An 18068-nucleotide genomic window follows, 5' to 3' on the forward strand; every position below is an offset into this window, starting at 1 on the left:
GACCGGCGCAGCAGCTCTGGTAGCACCGCCGGTGCTACCAGTGGGGTACGCTCTCCACCATGACCGCGAAACGCTCCATCAGCGTGCCCGACGACGTCGCGCAATGGCTCGACGGCCAGCGCAACGTGTCCGCTGCGATCACCGCAGCCGTCCGCGCGCAGATGGCCGGCACCCAGCTCGACGAGGTGCTGCGCCGCGCCGGCATAGAGGTCACCGACGCCGGCAAGGCCCGCTGGCGCGACCGCCTCGCCACCCCCATCCCTGATGAGGCCCTCGCCGAGGGGCAGCGCCTGCTCGACGAGGCCGCGTGAACGACGTCCAGGTCGCCGTCGTCCTGGACGTCACCGCCCTCGCCGCGTACGTCGCCGGCCAGGTCGCCGTCGGTGAGCTGATCGCGGAGGTCGCCGACGAAGGCCGCACGGTCGGCGTGCCGGCCGCCTGCCTCGCCGCCGCGTACGCCGCCACCAGCAGCGAGGTCAGCGCGGCCCTGCTCACCCTCCTGACCACCACCCCGGCCGTCACCGTGCTACCCCTCGGCGCCGAGCCCGGCATCGACGACGCCCGCCAGACCGGCGTCCTCGCCCGCGCCGCAGGCGGCGACATCGCCCTCGGCCACGCCGCCCGCACCGCCATCGCCCACCAGGCGCACCTGGCCACCACCGCCCCCACGCCGGCCGCCACCGTCCTGCCCGCCGGCTGGAGCATCCTCGACCTCAGCCAGGGGGACTGTAAAAACAACGGTGTAACTCCGATCAAGGGAGTAGCACCTGATGACGATCACGACCGATGCGGTGGACACTGCCGCTGTGCCCGGTGACGAGAAGGCCAAGCGGCCGCGTACGAAGACGACGCCAGGGGGTGTCGACCCGGCGCTGGTGTCACAGCTGGTGACCCAGGCTCGTGAGCAGGGGCTGCAGCTGTCCGGTGAGGGTGGGCTGCTGCAGCAGCTGACGAAGATCGTGCTGGAGTCGGCCCTCGATGGTGAGATCACCGACCACCTCGGCTACGACAAACACGACCAGGCCGGCGCGAACTCCGGCAACTCCCGCAACGGCAACCGGTCCAAGACGGTGCTCACCGATGTCGGGCCGGTGCAGATCGACGTGCCACGCGATCGAGCGGGCTCGTTCGAACCGGCCATCGTCAAGAAGCGTCAGCGCAGGTTGTCCGGGGTGGAGGACCTGGTGCTGTCGCTGTCGGCGAAGGGCCTGACCACCGGCGAGATCTCCGCGCATCTGGCCGAGGTCTACGGCGCCGAGGTCTCCCGCCAGACGATCTCCACCATCACCGACAAGGTGATGGACGGTATGACCGAGTGGCAGAACCGGCCCCTCGATCCGGTCTACCCGGTGGTCTTCCTCGACGCCATCAACGTCAAGATCAGGGACGGGAAGGTCGCCAACCGGCCGATCTACGTCGCTCTCGCGGTCACCGCCGACGGCCACCGAGACATCCTCGGCCTGTGGGCCGGCGACGGCGGGGAGGGCGCCAAGTTCTGGCTGCAGATCTGCACCGAACTGAAGAACCGGGGCGTCGACGACGTGCTCATGGCCGTCTGTGACGGACTGACCGGCCTGCCGGATGCCATCGGAGAGGTCTGGCCCCGCACCGTGGTCCAGACCTGCGTGGTGCACCTGCTCAGGAACTCGTTCCGCTACGCGGCCCGCCAGCACTGGGACGCGATTGCCAAGGCACTCAAACCGGTCTACACCGCACCGACCGAGGCCGCCGCTACCGAACGATTCCTCGAGTTCGCCGAGGCATGGAGCAGCCGCTACCCGGCGATCGTGAAGCTGTGGGAGAACGCCTGGGCCGAGTTCGTGCCGTTCCTGGCCTTCGACGCCGAGATCCGCCGGATCATCTGCTCCACCAACGCCATCGAAAGCGTCAACGCCCGCATCCGCCGCGCCGTCCGCGCCCGCGGACACTTCCCCAACGAGCAAGCCGCCCTCAAGTGCGTCTACCTCGCGGTGATGAGCCTCGACCCGACCGGGCAAGGCCGCAAACGCTGGGCCACCCGCTGGAAGAGCGCACTCAACGCCTTCGACATCACCTTCGACGGACGCCTGTCCGCCGGCCGCAAGTAGAAGATCAACCAACCCCAGTTACACCGTTAACTTGACAGACCCGCCTGATGCCAGCAGCACGGAGCCGTACCAACTGCAATTTCCGGACGACACCTGGGCGTCACTGTTGGTGAGACGGATGGTGCATCAGTGTGACCGTGGTGTCTGGCCCGTCCGGTTGGGTGACCAGGGTGTTCGTGCGTTTGGGGGAGGAGGGAACAGGATTCGGGGGAGTGTCAGTCACCTGACGCCGGGCCTTCTCTGGTACGAACGTAGGAGTTTCGACGAGAGGACAGCGCCCTGATGACCCATGCCCTGGTCGCCGCCGAGAACCTCAACGCCGCGCTCGACGACATCGTGGATCGTGTGCCTGGTGCCAAGTTCGCGGTGGTGCTCTCCCCGGACGGCATCATGCTGGGGGCGTCGCGGGGCATCGACGAGGAGATCGCCGAGCAACTGTCCAGTGTGGTCTGTGGGCTTCAGGCGCTGGGCCTTGCCGTTGCCCGATTGTGCGGTGACGGTGAGCTGCACCAGGTGGTGGTGCAGATGTCGCGGGCGTTCCTGTTCCATGCCACCACCGGCAACGGGGCGATCCTCACCGTCGGCATCGACGGCTCGGCCGAGGTCGGGGACATGGCGTACGAGGTCGCCCTGTTCTGTGCCAAAGCCGGACATCACCTGCCGGTGTACGTGGAGCCGGCGCCCAAGGTGGGCGCGCGGTGATCCGGCCCTCGCGTCCAACGGGATGTCGGTAGGGGAGGTCGGCTCTGCGCATCGTGGAGGGCTGCCTACCGATGTTGTCCCCGGTCGGGGCGGGATGGAGCACCGCCCCGACCGGGTCTCGGTCAGACGTTGGACGAGTAGGTGAGGAGGAACTGGTTCGCTGTCTGTGCGCCCGCGTTGTTGAAGCAGATGACGTTACGGATGATCGCGGTGGCGCCGGACAGGATCCAGGGGGTCTGTAGGTTGCAGTAGTCGGGTGTCGGGCCGAACGCGGTGACCTGCACGGTCGTCATCCGGTAGCCGACCAGGGGAAGGGTGACCAGGTACTGGCCGACCCCGGACACCATGATGCTGTTCACTCCGCCGGCGGAGTTGAAGTCGGTCGGACCGCCGAGGCCGGGGCTCCACACGTAGGCGAAGTGTTTCGGCGGTACGGCGCCGAAGATCGGACGTTCCCGGTGGTAGGTCAGGTTGAACCAGCTGTCGGCGTGGGCGCCGGTGGGGTCGAAGCAGAACACGTAGGCCAGCACGGCGCCACCGGAGACACCCCAACGGGCGATCTTGCAGCGGCGCGGGAGGTTCGGGTGTTCGGCGGTGGCTTGCAGGTTTCCGCTCAGTGCGGTCGTGCTCAGGCCGTTGAGGCGGACCTCGTAGATGCCGGTGCCGAGGTGGGCCACCGTGTTGGCGGCGCCGGCCGAGTTGAAGGAGGCGGTCATGCCACCGGGCGGTGTCCCTCTGACGTAGCCGAACGCATGTGATCCGGGCGGCAGCAGGCCGGAGCTGGTGCTGTAGTCGACGACGAAGCGGGCGTTGTCAGGTCCGCCACCGGGACGGTAACACTGCACCTCGACGGCCTGGTCGGCGCCGAAGGGGTAGGTGGCTGCGACCTGGCACCAGCGCGGTGCGTTGTCGACGGCGGTGACGTGTGCGACGCCGTTCGTCGAGGCGGTGGCCGGGAAGTAGACCCGGTAGCGGCCGACGCCGATCTGGTCGACGGTGGCCCAGGCGCCGGGGAGGCTGGTCTTCCAGCCGCCCCACTGTCGGCTGGTGTCCAGGATGGTGCCGGGGGCCGGGGTCGGTGTCTGTAGGTAGGCGAAGCCCCACCGGTCGGGCACGGCCGCGCTGGCCGGGGCCGCCGTTGCGGTGAGTGCGATGGTGGCGGCCAGGGCGGTGGTGACGAACAGGGCCAGACTTCGGCGGGCGACGGCGGTTGCGGTTCGGGAGCGAGCGAGTACGGACACTCATCCACCTCCATCAATTGTTACGGGCTTGTCAGCGTAGTGAACACGCGGGGTGATCGGATGACTCTCTTCCGTCATTGCCACTACTGTGCTATCTGGCTTGTCTGGCATTCCGGTAATCGCCCATGGTCGATGTCTGGGCCGGCGGGGGTGGGTGGCGGGCCCGGCATCGTCCGAAAGGTTCCGGAAGGTCCTTGACGTATCGATCGAGATGGTTACGATCTGCGCAATGCGACCGAACCGCCCGGAGCGCGTGACCAGCCCCGATCCGACCGACGTCCACCCCGCCTGGCTGCCCCCGGCCGCGTTCCGCGCCGTCGGCTCCCGGCACGTTCTCGTGTACGGCGACGGCCCGCTCGTCGACACGGTGCTGCGCGAGGCCCGACTCGCCTGCGCCGCGTACGGCGGCACAGCCCGTCGCTGCGCCGACGGCCCCGCCGCACAACTCGTCCTCGCCCTGCGCGGCACGCCGGGAATCGCCGCCGTGGTGCGGACCGACCCGGCCGCCACCGGGGGGCTCGGCGACGAGGGGTACGCGGTCACCCGCCGCGACGAGGTCACGGTGGTACTGGCCGACGAACCGGCGGGACTGCTCCACGGGCTGTTCCACGTCGTCCGGCTCGGTGAGTCGGCGTTCGGCGCACCCCATCCGGCGCGGGCGTACCGGCCGGTGATGCGGCGACGGATGCTCGACCACTGGGACAACGTCGACGTACACCCGGTGATGGGTCAGGTCGAACGCGGCTACAGCGGCGGGTCCATCTTCTGGCGCGACGGCCGGGCACACCCGGACCGGGCCCGGGTGCGGGCGTACGCGCGGCTGCTGGCGGCGTGCGGGGTCAACGCGGTGTCGGTGAACAACGTCAACGTGCACGCCACCGAGGCGCGGCTGCTCACCGACCGGCTCGACGACGTCGCCGAGATCGCCGACGACCTGCGTCCGTACGGCGTCCGGGTGCACCTGTCGGTGAACTTCGCCGCGCCCGTGATGGTCGGCGGCCTGCCCACCGCCGACCCGCTCGACGAGAAGGTACGCCCCTGGTGGGCCGAGACCACCGCCCGGGTGTACGCGCGCATCCCGGACTTCGGCGGGTACCTGGTGAAGGCCGACTCGGAGGGGCAGCCCGGCCCGTTCAGCTACGGCCGGGACCACGCCGACGGGGCGAACCTGCTGGCCGAGGCGCTGGCGCCGTACGGGGGCGTGGTGCACTGGCGGGCCTTCGTCTACGACCACCGGCAGGACTGGCGGGACCGGTCCACCGATCGCGCCCGCGCCGCCCATGACCATTTCACCCCGCTCGACGGCCGCTTCCGGGACAACGTGGTCGTGCAGGTCAAGCACGGCCCGCTGGACTTCCAGACCCGGGAGCCGGTGTCGCCGGTGATCGCGGCGATGCCCGGCACCCGGCTGGCGGTGGAGTTCCAGGTGATGCAGGAGTACACCGGCCAGCAGCGGCACGTCTGCTATCTGGCGCCCTGGTGGCACGAGGTGCTGCGGTTCACGCCGTGGGGCGACGGCGGGCCGACCGTCGCCGACGTGGCCGCCGACGGTGGCGGGCTGGCCGCCGTCTCCAACGTGGGCGACGATCCGTTCTGGACCGGTCACCCGCTGGCCCAGGCCAACCTGTACGCCTACGGGCGGCTCGCCTGGGACCCGCGCCTGCGTCCGGAGGACGTGCTCGACGAGTGGATCGACCTGACCTTCGACCCGGCCGCCAGCGCCGACCCCGACCTGCTGCGGCGGACGCTGCACGAGATCATGGACGACTCGTGGCGCACCTACGAGCGGTACACCGCCCCGCTGGGGGTGGGCTTCATGGTGCGACCCGGGCACCACTACGGCCCGGACGTCGACGGGTACGAGTACACCCCCTGGGGCACCTACCACTTCGCCGACCGGGACGGGGTGGGCGTGGACCGGACCCGGGCCACCGGCACCGGCTTCACCGGCCAGTATCCGCCGCCCTGGTCCCGGGTGTACGAGTCGCCGGAGCGGTGCCCCGACGAGCTGCTGCTCTTCTTCCACCACGTCCGCTACGACCATGTGCTGCACAGCGGCAGCACGGTCGTGCAGCACATCTACGACACGCACTTCGCCGGGGTGGCGCAGGTGACGGCGATGAGCGATCGCTGGGCGACGCTGGCCGGGCTGGTCGACCCGGCGGTGCACGCCCGGGTGAGCGAGCGCCTGGCCGAGCAGCGGCGCAGCGCGCAGGAGTGGTGCGATCAGGTCAACGCCTACTTCCACCGTAAGTCCGGGGTGCCGGACGCGTACGGTCGCTCGCTGTACTGAGGCCCGGTGGGCCGGTGGGTGACTGCGGGGTTGACCGACTCCGGTAGCGTGTCGGCGGTCTGTCTGGGGGAGGCTCCCAGAGCTGTCCAGGGAAATGGGGCTGTCCGTTGTCACTGTCCAAGAGGGTCGCCGTCGTGGCGGTCTCCGCACTCACGGCCTTCGCGATGACCGCCTGCGGCGGCTCGTCGTCCGGCTCGTCCGACTCGGGTGCCGCGGCGCAGCCGAACGTGCTGGAGCAGCTCGCCAAGGACCTCAAGGGGTCGTTGCAGAAGGCCATGGAGAAGACCGAGTCCAGCGACTCGGTGACCATGTCGATGCAGGGCACGGCGGCCGGCGAGAAGATCACCGCGCAGGGCGTCATCGACCTGCGTGACCCGATCAAGGTCGAGATGACGACCACCGGTCCGGACGGCACCCCGACGACCGTCCGGATGATCGAGACCGCAGTGTACGTCGAGGTCCCGGAGGCCGACCGCGCCAGCATGGGCGGCAAGCGCTGGCTCAAGATCGACGTGGGTGCCGCGGGCGCGCAGGCCGGCATGGACTTCACCAAGCAGCTTGAGGACGTCGACCCGACCAAGCAGGTCAAGGCGCTGCTCGCCAGCGAGAACGTCACGGTCGTGGGCGAGGAGAAGGTGAACGGGGTGGACACCGTCCACTACACCGTGACCCAGCCGATTGCGGAGTACCTGCAGCAGATCGACGCCGAGTTGCGTAAGGGCGTCGAGCAGGAGATGGCCAAGCAGGGCGTCAAGGAGGTCAAGACCGACCTCTGGGTCGACGAGCAGTACCAGCCCCGCCGGGCCAAGGTCGTCACCGGTGACCTCGGTGACATCACCGTCGACTACACCGACTACGGCAAGCCGGTGAACATCGAGACCCCGCCGGCGGCGGAGACCACCGACTTCGCCGAGATGATGAAGGGCCTCGGGGACCTGACCTCCTGACCCGGAACCGGCACGACTGCCCGGTCGATGAGTACTCCTCACCGGCCGGGCAGCGCCGTCTCCGCCGGAAGGTCCAGGTACGCGGCGAGTCGCGCCGCGCCGGTGAGCAGGTGCCTGCCGCGTACGGTGAGCCGCTCCCGCCAGCCGTGCAGCGACGCGGCGAGCGGTGCGGCGCCCCCGGCGGCGCGTACCCGGCGGAGCACGTCGGCGATGTGGTCGAGCCGGTATCCACCGCGCCGCAGCAGATGGGCGAGTTCGGCGTCCCGCACGTCGTCGGGGGAGTAGACGCGGTAGCGGGTCGCCAGGTCACGGCCCGGCCCCAGCACCCCGGCCCGTTCCCACTTGCGCAGGGTCGCCGGGCGTACGCCGAGCCGGTGCGCCAGGGCACCGATCGGCACCCCCGCGCGGCGGCGCGGTTCGGGCGCGGCCCCGGTGAGGACCGCCACCGCCGTCTCGACCGCGTCCAGGGTCTCCCGGTCGCGGCGCAGCAGGGCGTGCCCCTCGTCGATCACCCGCAACGCCGTGTCGATGTCGCCCCGGTGCACGGCGCGCATGATCTCGCCGCTCGCCGCGTGGCCGTGCCCCGGACGTTCATCGTGCCATCCAGCTGGAAAGTCTCAACGTGAGATCACCGGTGCCCCGAGTGCCCGCACCTTCCTGCTGCGCGTCTGCGAGCTCCTGGGTCAGGACCGGACGGCCGAGATCGACGCCCTGGTGGGGGACGAGGCCCGGTGGAGCGACCAGGCGGCGATCTGGGAACCGGGGCGATCGGTCGGCGACACGCCCGAGGCGCACCGCCTGCGGGTGCTCGCCGACGACCTGCTGACCGAGCTGTACCTGCACGCTCCCCGGCGGCGCGACGGCTGGCGGGCGGCGTACGCGCAGGCCACGTCTGCGGTCGCGGTGCTGCGCTACCACGCGGCGGCCGCCGCGCCGCTGGGCCGGGAGGAACGCTTCGCCCGACTGGTGGCGGTCCGGGACGCGCTGATGGCGGAGAACCTGCTCGCGGCGCGAGTACGACTTCGCCCGGCTGGACACCGTGCTGCCGCACCCTGCGTACGGCCGGCAGGGCTTCGCCAGCATCGTCATGCCCGGCCCGCAGATGCTGCCCGAGATCGACCGGCTGCTGGCGATCGCCCACGCCCGCGCCGCCGCCCGTACGCAGCGCCCGCAGTGAGGTGTTAGCAGGGGACCCCTGCTATGCACGAGACGTTAGGAAGGGCCCCTTCCTTACACTTCGTACGAACTCCTCTCGGACCATGTCGGTCATCGGTGCGGCGCCGCGTACCAGCGCCAGCGCCAGCAGCGAACCCAGCGCCGCCGTCGCCGCCTCCGACGCGACCAGCGTCAGCGCCGTCGCCGCGACCAGCAGCAACGTGGTACCGACCGCCACCACCGGGGTACGCAGCACGAAGTAGCCGGCCAGCCGCAGCACGTCCCGCAGCCGGAAGGCGAACAGCGAGGTGATGACCAGCGCGTGGAGCCCGACCACGGCGACGCCGACGCCGACCGTGACCAGCGGCACCACCCACCAGCCGGGGACCCCGGCCGCCGACAGGTTGGCCAGGTTGACCGCGATGACGGTCAGCCACACCAGCGTCGGCGCCCAGACCAGCAGCGCACCGACCAGGTTCGCCCGGTAGCCGCGCCAGAACAGCCGCCACGGGTGCAGGTCGGTCAGGTCGAGGCGTTGGTGGTGCAGCGTGTACAGCGCGGCGGACAGCGCCGGGCCGAGCGGTACCGCGCAGAGCGCGACCAGCGGCAGGTTGCTCGGGTGGCGTTCCAGCGCGAACAGGGCGACCAGCCCGGGCGCGGCGCAGACCAGCAGCAGCACCTCGACCACCAGCAGCGTGTAGATCAGCGCCGCGCCCCGCGACAGCGGCCCGTCGCCGAACTCCCGCCGCGCGACGGCGCTCACGGGCGCTCCTGGCCGAGCAGGCGGCCCTCGTCCCACCAGGGCGGGGTGTGGTCGACGACGGGGGTGACCTCGGCCAGGGTCACCTCGTGCCGGGACAGGTGCAGGTCCAGATCGACCCGGCCGGCGACCACCGGCAGCGCCGCGTGCCGCCGGGCCGGTTCGGCGGCCTCCCGCAGCAGGTCGAGCTGGCGGGTGGTCGGCGACGGCGGACGGCCCAGCTCGCACCACGCCCGCCAGGCGTTGCCCGCCTCCTCGCTGACCGAGGAGCGCAGCAGGAAGGCGGTGGGCGCGGACGCGACGGGCAGCGAGAGTCGTACGGTGTGCCGGTCGATCGGGTCACGGCCGGTCACGTCGACCGGTGCCCAGGCGAGGACGGCCAGCCGCCCGGTGTCGTCCCGGGTGACCACGTGGTCCGGGCCGTGCGCGAGCACCTGGCCGCCGAGGCGGCTCATGAACGCGTACAGGTGGTAGGTGGGTTTCTTGATCTGGCGGTGGGTGAGCAGGCCGAAGCCGCCGTGGAACAGTGAGGTCGGGACGCCCTGCTCCTCGAACACGTCGCTGAACGTCCAGTACGCGAAGGAGTCGACCAGGTCGCCGCCGCCGGCCAGCACCGGGGCGAGGTAGGCGGCGTGGAAGGCGGTGTCGTGGATCGGGTTGTCCGGCCGGTACGACGAGTTGAACTCGGTGACGTGCACCGGCAGGTCGGCCAGCGGGGTGCCGGCGAGCTGACGGCGCGGCGCGGCGAACTGTTCCAGCAGCCGGCCCGCCGGGGCCAACGTCTGGTGCACGCCGAACGGCACGTGCTGGGCCGGACCGGAGGTGTACGCGTGCCGGCTGACGAAGTCGATCGGCACCGCGCGGTCGGTGACGTACTCGGCGAACCGGGGCAGCCAGCCGTCGTCCGCGCCGGGGGAGAGCGCCGGCCCACCCACCTGGAGATCGGCGTCCACCTCCTTGACCACGTGCGCGGTCACCTCGTACAGCCGGTGGTAGGCGTCGGCGTCCGCGCCCTGCCAGAAGTCGGGGAGGTCGGGTTCGTTCCACACCTCGATCGGCCAGCCGCGCACCTCCGCCAGCCCGTACCGGTCGACCAGGTGCGCGACGGTGGCCCGGACCAGGTCGGCCCACTCGGTGTGCGAGCGGGGCGGGGTGACGTTGCCGCGCCACCAGAACACCGTCTGGTCGCCGCTGGCCAGCGCGGTGGGCATGAACCCCAGCTCCACGAAGGGCCGGACACCCGACTCCAGGTACGCGTCGACGACCTGGTCGACGTAGCCGAAGGCGTGCCGCACCCGCCGCTCGCCCCGGTGCTGGTACGGGTGGTACACGCCGACGCCGTCGCTGAGCAGGCCGTGGCCACGGATGTGCCGGAACCCGATGTCGCGCTGCACGAGCGCCAGCGAGTCCTGGTAGTCACGCCGCAGGGCCAACTCGAACCGGCCGGTGCCGACGGCGAACCGCCATGCCTCGGATAGCCGGCCGCGGGGGTGTTCGGCAACGGTGATGCGCATCCTCGTCCTCGTGCTCGCGGGCGGGCGGGGGATGGGCCGGTCCGGTCGCACCGACACGACCGGACCGGCGAGACGGTCAGCCGTTCGCCTCCTTGTAGCGCTCGTACGCCTTGTTCGCCATCTCCACGTACGCGTCCATGTTCTTGCTCCTGAGCTCCGCCAGGTAGGCGTCCCACTGGCCGAGGTCCCGCTGGCCGAGGACGAACTGGAGGCTGGCCTGGTAGACGTGGTCGCGCAGCGGGGTCTCCCAGAGCGACACCTGCTCGCGTTCCTCGTCGTTGAGCGGGTACGGCGGCGGCGGTGTCTTCGGCGTGCGGGCGTTCATCACCTGCTGGAACTCCTGCTCCTCGGGGGAGAAGAACGCCTGGACCAGCTCGGGCTTGCCACCGTAGGCGAACACGCCGTTGTAGAAGCCGAAGTCCTTCTGGAGGTGCTTGGGCGCGTTCGGGTTGAGGCCGATGACGTTGACCTCGGGCGCCAGGGTGGGCTTGCCGGAGGCGTCCTTGACGAAGGTGGTGCCCTCCACGCCCCACTTGGCGAACTCCTGGCCGGCGTCGGAGTACCAGAGCCAGTCGACGAACTGCATCATGGCCACGAAGTTCTTGCTGTCCCGCGCCTTCGACGAGATCATCATCCCGTTCTCCAGGCGGCTGGACGGGTTGATCTCACCGGCCGGTCCGACCGGCAGCGGGATCTTGGCGATCTTGGCCTTCGGGTTGGTCGCCGCCAGGTCCGGCCGGTAGTCGTTCACCACGGCCTGGGCGTTCGCGCTGATCACGAAGGACCTGCCGTTGGCGAGCTTTTGCCGGGCGGCGTCGTCGGTCTGGGTGAAGCTCTCCGGGTCGAGCAGCTTCTCGGCGACCAGCTTGTTGAGGTACTGCAACACCTGCTTGTACTGCTCGGTGGCGCCGGTGTACTCGAACTTCTGCGCCTGCGCGTTCCAGCTCATGTGCTGGAAGTTCCAGCCGGCGCCTTCCAGCCCATGCGAGACGGCCAGCAGGTTGAACAGGTTGCCGGCCGGGTTGGGCTGGCTCCACCGGTCGGAGAACGGGTAGACGTCCGGGTACGCGGCCTTCATCGCCTTGAGCACGGTGTACAGCTCGTCCCAGGTCTTCGGGACGGCCAGGTTCAGCTCGTCGAGGATGTCGGTCCGGATCGCCAGCGAGTATTCGTGCCAGGGCTTCTTGTGCAGGCCGGGCAGCAGATAGAACTTGCCGTCCTGCTGGCGGAGCGTGTCGATCTCAGGCTTGAGATTCCACTTCTCGATCTTCTCCTTGAGGTTCGGCATCAGATCGAGGTGGTCGCTGACCGGCAGGATCGCCCCGGAGGAGACGAACGTGTTCACGTCCGGCGGGTACGTCTTGGGAATCAGCAGCGGCGCGTCACCGGCGCCGATCAGCAGGCTGCGCTTCTGGTTGTAGTCGCTCAGCGGCACCGCGACGGGATCCAGCGTGATGTTGGTCCGGGACTTCAGTTCCGACCAGAACAGCCAGTCGTTCTTCAGCGGGTAGTTCGGGTGGTTGTTGTAGAGGACGGAGAAGGAGATCGGCTCGGTGGCCTTGAACTGCGTACCGACGGCGTAGTTCTCCATCGCGCCGGCCCGGTTCTCCGACAGGTCCTGGTTCTCGGACGGGTCGTCACCACAGGCGACGAGGCTGGCGGCGGTGAGCAGGGCGGCAGCGGCTGTCGCCACCTGTCGCCACGGTCTGCGGAGCATGGCGGTCCTTTCGATGTGGTGGTGGGAGCGGGGTGAACACGCTGGTCAGCCCTTGACCGCGCCGAGCATGATGCCCCGGACGAAGTACCGCTGGACGAAGGGATAGACCAGGAGGATGGGCAGGGTGGTGAGCACGATGGTCACGGACTTGAGGGTCGCCTCGGCCTGCACCTCGTTGGCCTCGGCGATCGCGCCGACGTTCTCCGCGCCGGTGGCACCGGCGATCAGGTTGCGCAGGTACACGGTCACCGGCCACAACTCCTGCCGGTCCATGTAGAGGAAGGCGGCGAACCACGAGTTCCAGAAGGCCACCGCGTAGAACAGCACCATGGTGGCGACGATGGCCTTCGACAGCGGGAGCACGATCCGCAGCAGGATGCCGTACGTGTTCAGCCCGTCGACGGCGGCGGCCTCCTCCAACTCGGTCGGCAGGCTCTCGAAGAACGCCTTCATCACCAGCAGGTTGAACACGTTGATCGCGTTGGGCAGTGCGATGGCCCAGACGCTGTTCTTCAGGCCGAGGCTGGTGACCAGCACGTAGTTGGGGATCAGGCCGCCGGAGAAGAACATGGTGAACACCGCGATGCCGACCAGTGCCCCGCGTCCCTTGAGGTCCTTCTTGGACAGCACGTACGCGTAGCAGGTGGTGAGCACGATCGAGATCAGCGTCGCGGTCACCGTGTAGACGAGGGTGTTGCGGTAGTTCGTCCAGAACAGCGAGTCGGACAACACCAGCCGGTACGTGTCGACGGTGAACCCGCGCGGCACCAGGTCCACCTCGCCCGCGATGATGTACGCCTCGGTGCTCAGCGAGCGGGCCACGATGTTGACGAACGGGTAGAGCGTCACCAGGACGACCAGCGTCAGCACGACGGCGTTGGCCACCTGGAACGCCCGGTACCCCCGGGTCTGCCGGATGCCCCTGCCTCGACGGGGACGCGGCCGGGCGGCGGTGGACTCGACGGTCACCACAGGCTCGTCCCCACCGTGCGACGGGCGATCAGGTTCGCCGACAGCACCAGGATCAACCCGATCACCGCCTCGAACAGGCCGATCGCGGCGGCGTAGCTGAAGTTGCTGGACCCGAAGCCCATCCGGAACAGGTACGTGGAGATCACGTCGGCGGTCGGGTAGGTCAGCGGGTTGTACAGCAGCAGGATCTTTTCGAACCCGACCGCCATGAAGGTGCCGATGTTGAGGATCAGCAGCGTCACCATGGTCGGCCGGATCCCCGGCAGCGTGACGTGCCAGGTCTGCCGCCAGCGGCTCGCGCCGTCGATCCGGGATGCCTCGTACAGGTCCTCGTCGATGGTGGTGAGCGCGGCGAGATAGAGGATGGTGCCCCAGCCGACGGTCTGCCACACCTCGGACGAGACGTAGATGGTCCGGAACCACTCGGGGCGTTGCAGGAACGGCACCGCGTCGCCGCCGGCCGAGGTGACCAGCGAGTTCACCGTGCCGTCCATGGAGAGCAGCTGCATGACCATGGCGGCTACGATCACGATCGACAGGAAGTGCGGCAGGTACGACACGGACTGCACGAACCGCTTGAGCCGGCGGGCCCGTACCTCGTTGAGCAGCAGCGCCAGCACGATCGGCAGCGGGAAGCAGAACAGCAGGGTCAACCCGCCCAGCACCAGCGTGTTGGTGAAGACGTTCCAGAACGTCGGGTCGGTGAGGAACATCTTCACGTACCGCAGGCCGACCCAGTACTCGCCGAAGATGCTCCCGCCGGGCTGGAACCGGCGGAAGGCGATCACGTTGCCCAGCATCGGCAGGTACCGGAAGATCAGGAAGAACAGCAGCGGCAGGATCGCCAGCGAGTAGAGCTGCCAGTCCCGGCGCAGCGCCCGCCGCCAGGTGCGGCGGGTCGCGCGCGGGATGCCGGGCGGGCGCGTCGGTGGATCGGGGGCCGGCGCCGTCACCGTGGCCGGGGCGCTCATCGCCGGCCCCGTGTGGCGGGGGCGACGTGGGCCCGGGAGACCAGTTCCCGGTCGTGGCCGACCTCGCGTTCGGTGCCCACCAGCCGTAGCGCCAGGTGCGCCTCCGGGGCGCCGCTGGACCGGGCCAGCCGCAGCTCGACGTCACCGGGCTCCACCACGCGCCGGCCGCGCAGCCCGGTGAAGGAGGTGACATCGGCGGGTACCTCGAAGGTGACCCGGGCCGCCTCGCCCGGTCGCAGCGGCACCCGCACGTAGCCGACCAGGCGTACCACCGGTCTGGTGGTCTGCGCCACCGGATCGTGCAGATAGAGCTGGACCACCTCGGTGCCGACCCACGAACCGGTGTTGCGGACTGTGACACCGACCGTGGCCGTGCCGTCGACCGGCCACGGCGCGGGCCCGGAGTGGTCGGCACCGGCCACCGTGGCATCGCTCCACTCGAAGGTGGTGTAGCTCAGGCCGTGCCCGAACGGGAACGCGGGCGTCGGATCCACCGACGACACCTGCGTGCGGTGGCCGAGCCGGGGGGAGAGGTACGTGCCGGGCAGGCCGCCGCCATGCCGGGGCACGCTGACCGGCAGCCGCCCGGACGGGTTGACCTCACCGGTGAGCACCTCGGCCAGCGCCTGGCCGCCGAGCTGCCCGGGGAAGAACGCCTGCACGATCGCCGCAGCGTCGTCCACCTGCGCGCCGAGTGCGTACGGCCGGCCGGAGAGCACCACCAGCACCACCGGCGTACCGGCGGCCAGCACCGCGCGTACCAGTTCGGCCTGCACCCCGGGCAGGTCGAGGTCGACGGCGTCGCAGCCCTCGCCGGAGGTGCCCCGGCCGAACATGCCGGCCCGGTCGCCGACCGCCAGTACGCACACGTCGGCCTCGGCGGCGGCCTCGACCGCCGCGGCGATGCCGGAGGTGTCGTCGCCGGTGATGGCGGTGCCCGGCAGGTACGTCAGGCGGGGATGGCGCTGGTGCAGGGCCGTACGCAGCGACGGGATCTCCACCCCCACGCCGTGCTCGGGATACTGCACACCGACGTGCAGCGGGAACGAGTAGCAGCCGAGCATCGCCATCGGGTCGTCGGCCACCGGACCGATCAGGGCCACCTGCTTGTCGGCGGCGAGCGGCAGCAGCCCGCCGGAGTTGCGCAGCAGGACGACGGACTGGCGGGCCAGCCGGAGCGCGACCGACCGACCGGTCTCGTCGTCCAGGCGCAGCTCGTCGACGTCGGCGGGCAGCTCCTGCCAGCCCTCGTCGAGCAGCCCCAACTCGATCTTCTGGATCAGCACCCGCCGCAGCGCGCGGTCGACGAGCGTCTCCGCGACGGCGCCGGAGCGGACCGCCGCCACCAGCGGTGCGCCGTAGGCGTCCACGGTGGGCAGCTCCACGTCGATGCCGGCGCGCAGCGCGAGGCCGGCGGCCTGCCCCGCGTCGGCGGCCACGCCGTGCAGGCTCTGCAGGAAGCGGACGGCGAAGTAGTCGGCGACCAGGACGCCGCCGAATCCCCACCGGTCGCGCAGCAGCCCGGTCAGCAGCTCCTCGTCCGCGGCCGCCGGCACCCCGTCGATCTCGGCGTAGGAGTGCATGACCGAGCGGGCACCACCCAGCCGCAGCGCCATCTCGAACGGCGGCAGGATCACGTCGGCCAGTTCCCGGCGGCCCATCGGCACCGGTGCCAGGTTCCGCCCGCCCCGGGACGCCGAGTAGCCGGCGAAGTGCTTGAGCGTCGCCACCACCCCGGCCCGCTCCAACCCCCGCACGTACGCCGCGCCGGTGGTGCCGACCAGGTACGGGTCCTCGCCGATGGTCTCCTCGGTGCGTCCCCAGCGGTAGTCGCGGGTGACGTCGAGCACCGGGGCGAGTCCCTGGTGGACGCCGGCCGCCCGCATGGACCGCCCGATCCGCCCGGCCATCTCCTCGACCAGTTTTGGGTCGAAGGCGGCGCCCCAGCTCAACGGCGCCGGGTAGACGGTGGCCCGCCAGGCGGCGAAGCCGGTCAGGCACTCCTCGTGCACCTGTGCCGGGATGCCGAACCGGCTGGCCGCCACGATCTGCGCCTGGGAGACGGCGAGTGACCGGGCGCCGGGGACCGGATCGACCGGTGCGGTGCCGAACGGGCGGGTCAACTGCCCCAGGCCGTACCGGATGGCCTCCGGCCACGGTGGAGTGTGCTCCACCAGGTCGGTCTGGTGGGGCGCGACGCCCTCGCCGGAGGCGTCGGCGCCGACCCAGAGGCCGGCCAACTGGGCGACCTTCTCCTCCAGCGACATCAACGGGATGAGCGCGTCGGCCCGCTCGTCGGGGCGCAGGGCCGGGTCACGCCACCGATCGCCATCCGGTGACGTCAGTCGATCGTCGACAGGTAGCTGACTCGTCATGCGAACCCCTCTGGCCACGCCGGGCAGGTCGTCCCGGCAGACCACACGGACGCCGCTGCGGGCGGCGATTCTCGAAATTTTCGGAAACCGGTTCGGAACCTGTGTCGGGAACCTAAGGGTGTCGATGGAGTGTGTCAAGAGTCCGCGAAGCGACTGCCCACGCGGCAACCACAGGGCAGGCAAGCGATTTCCAACTGTCGGAACACTGCTTCACCGCATCGACTGGCGTCGTCGCCATACGGCGGACGTCATGCTAGGGTTCCCCGAAATTTTCGGAATCGTTGCAGAGGATCGGATGACGGAGAACCGATCGCCGGACGTGCTCGGCTCCACCACCATCGCGACCATCGCCCGAGAGGTGGGGGTCTCCGCGGCGACCGTCTCCAAGGTCCTCAACGGCCGGTCCGACGTCGCCGCCGGCACCAGGGCGCGGGTCCAGGCCAGCCTGGACCGCCACCGGTACCGTCGCCGTGCCCGGCGCGCCACCGGCGAGGGACAGATCGAGCTGGTGTTCCACGAGTTCGGCTCGGACTGGGCCCTGGAGATCATCAGGGGTGTCGAGGCCGTTGCCGCCCTGCCCCCGGTGAACCTGGTGCTCTCCCAGCTCGGCGGGGCCCGTCGACCGCCGCAGTCGTGGGTGGACGCGGTGCTCGCCCGGCGTCCGCTCGGCGTCCTGCTGGTCATGTGCAACCTGACCGACCAGCAGCGACGGCAGTTCGAGCGGCAGGCCGTCCCGGTGGTCGTGATCGACAACGACAGCGCCAGCGCCGCCTCGGTGCCGGCGGTCGGCTCGAACAACTGGAACGGCGGGCTGCTCGCCACCCGCCACCTGCTGGCACTCGGCCACCGGCGGATCGCGATCATCTCCGGTCCGCAGGACGTGCTGTGCGCCCGGGCGCGCACGGCGGGGTTCCGCTGCGCCCACGAGGAGATGGGCGTACCCGTCGAACCCGACCTGGTCCGCTTCGGCAACTTCCACCTCGACGCCGGCTACACCCACGGCATCGGGTTGCTCGGCCGCCCGGACCGCCCGACGGCCGTCTTCGCCGGGTCCGACCTCCAGGCCATGGGGGTCCTGCGGGCCGCACGGCAGCTCGGCCTGGACGTGCCCGGAGAGCTGTCGGTGGTCGGGTACGACAACCTGCCCGTCGCGGCCTGGATCGGTCCCGCGCTGACCACCGTCAACCAACCGCTGCGCGACATGGCCGGTACGGCGACCCAGATGCTGCTCGACCTCGCGCGCGGGGAGGCCCTGCCGACCAGCCGCATCGACCTGGTCGCGGAGCTGATGATCCGGGAGAGCACCGCCCCACCACCCACCTGAGCGACCCGCT

15 protein-coding genes and 1 pseudogene are annotated in these 18068 nt (G+C 70.4%); 8 read left to right on the forward strand and 8 right to left on the reverse strand.

The genetic code is table 11. From position 1 onward, the window contains the following. Positions 1-59 precede the first annotated feature (59 nt). The 4 genes from ID554_RS26575 (at position 60) to ID554_RS26590 (ending at position 2789) form a co-directional block, all read left to right on the forward strand. On the forward strand, positions 60-311 hold the full coding sequence (locus tag ID554_RS26575; protein ID WP_117228063.1) for a hypothetical protein: 252 nt from the start codon (positions 60-62) through the stop codon (positions 309-311). Further along, complete coding sequence (locus ID554_RS26580; RefSeq protein ID WP_223884265.1) at positions 308-817, forward strand: hypothetical protein; 510 nt, start codon at positions 308-310, stop codon at positions 815-817. The genes ID554_RS26575 and ID554_RS26580 overlap by 4 nt, the downstream gene beginning before the upstream one ends. Next, on the forward strand, positions 771-2087 hold the full coding sequence (locus ID554_RS26585) for an IS256 family transposase (protein ID WP_191088637.1): 1317 nt from the start codon (positions 771-773) through the stop codon (positions 2085-2087). The genes ID554_RS26580 and ID554_RS26585 overlap by 47 nt, the downstream gene beginning before the upstream one ends. A gap of 282 nt (positions 2088-2369) precedes the next feature. Then, a complete protein-coding gene (locus ID554_RS26590) occupies positions 2370-2789 on the forward strand; it encodes a roadblock/LC7 domain-containing protein (RefSeq protein ID WP_117228836.1) in 420 nt (139 codons plus the stop codon). Between the two features lie 122 nt (positions 2790-2911). On the opposite strand, the gene ID554_RS26595 is transcribed toward ID554_RS26590, so the two are convergent. Then, on the reverse strand, positions 2912-4030 hold the full coding sequence (locus ID554_RS26595) for a hypothetical protein (RefSeq protein WP_117228837.1): 1119 nt from the start codon (positions 4028-4030) through the stop codon (positions 2912-2914). Positions 4031-4259: 229 nt separating this feature from the next. On the opposite strand from ID554_RS26595, the gene ID554_RS26600 reads away from it, so the two are divergent. Both ID554_RS26600 and ID554_RS26605 read left to right on the forward strand, forming a co-directional pair. After that, positions 4260-6323 (forward strand): alpha-glucuronidase, encoded by a 2064-nt coding sequence (locus ID554_RS26600; protein WP_117228838.1) that lies wholly within the window; start codon positions 4260-4262, stop codon positions 6321-6323. Positions 6324-6457: 134 nt separating this feature from the next. Beyond that, complete coding sequence (locus tag ID554_RS26605) at positions 6458-7270, forward strand: LolA-like protein (protein ID WP_223884266.1); 813 nt, start codon at positions 6458-6460, stop codon at positions 7268-7270. 38 nt (positions 7271-7308) lie between these two features. On the opposite strand, the pseudogene ID554_RS26610 reads toward ID554_RS26605, so the two are convergent. Beyond that, positions 7309-7854, reverse strand: a pseudogene (locus ID554_RS26610) (MerR family transcriptional regulator); the annotation flags it as partial. A gap of 130 nt (positions 7855-7984) precedes the next feature. Between ID554_RS26610 and ID554_RS33400 the strand changes: the two are divergent. After that, positions 7985-8455, forward strand: coding sequence for a TraB/GumN family protein (locus ID554_RS33400; protein WP_263407307.1), 471 nt, complete (start codon positions 7985-7987; stop codon positions 8453-8455). Between the two features lie 13 nt (positions 8456-8468). On the opposite strand, the gene ID554_RS26620 is transcribed toward ID554_RS33400, so the two are convergent. The 6 genes from ID554_RS26620 to ID554_RS26645 all read right to left on the reverse strand — a co-directional run bounded on the left by ID554_RS26620 (position 8469) and on the right by ID554_RS26645 (position 16734). Next, a complete protein-coding gene (locus ID554_RS26620; RefSeq protein ID WP_117228842.1) occupies positions 8469-9188 on the reverse strand; it encodes a YesL family protein in 720 nt (239 codons plus the stop codon). Further along, a complete protein-coding gene (locus tag ID554_RS26625; RefSeq protein WP_117228843.1) occupies positions 9185-10699 on the reverse strand; it encodes a GH39 family glycosyl hydrolase in 1515 nt (504 codons plus the stop codon). Before ID554_RS26625 ends, ID554_RS26620 begins: the two co-directional genes overlap by 4 nt. Before the next feature lie 76 nt (positions 10700-10775). Continuing rightward, complete coding sequence (locus ID554_RS26630; protein WP_117228844.1) at positions 10776-12416, reverse strand: ABC transporter substrate-binding protein; 1641 nt, start codon at positions 12414-12416, stop codon at positions 10776-10778. A 45-nt stretch (positions 12417-12461) separates the two neighbouring features. Next, positions 12462-13385, reverse strand: a complete 924-nt coding sequence (locus ID554_RS26635; RefSeq protein ID WP_117228913.1) for a carbohydrate ABC transporter permease — start codon at positions 13383-13385, stop codon at positions 12462-12464. Continuing rightward, positions 13382-14359: an ABC transporter permease gene (locus ID554_RS26640; RefSeq protein ID WP_117228845.1), complete on the reverse strand. Its 978-nt coding sequence runs from the start codon at positions 14357-14359 to the stop codon at positions 13382-13384. Before ID554_RS26640 ends, ID554_RS26635 begins: the two co-directional genes overlap by 4 nt. Then, positions 14356-16734, reverse strand: a complete 2379-nt coding sequence (locus tag ID554_RS26645; protein ID WP_117228846.1) for a beta-xylosidase/alpha-l-arabinosidase — start codon at positions 16732-16734, stop codon at positions 14356-14358. The genes ID554_RS26640 and ID554_RS26645 overlap by 4 nt, the downstream gene beginning before the upstream one ends. Positions 16735-17029: 295 nt before the next feature. On the opposite strand from ID554_RS26645, the gene ID554_RS26650 reads away from it, so the two are divergent. Next, a complete protein-coding gene (locus ID554_RS26650; protein ID WP_117228847.1) occupies positions 17030-18058 on the forward strand; it encodes a LacI family DNA-binding transcriptional regulator in 1029 nt (342 codons plus the stop codon). The last annotated feature ends 10 nt before the right edge of the window (positions 18059-18068 follow it).

Origin of the sequence: Micromonospora craniellae, assembly GCF_014764405.1 — a bacterium.
Taxonomy (GTDB): Bacteria; Actinomycetota; Actinomycetes; order Mycobacteriales; family Micromonosporaceae; genus Micromonospora; species Micromonospora craniellae.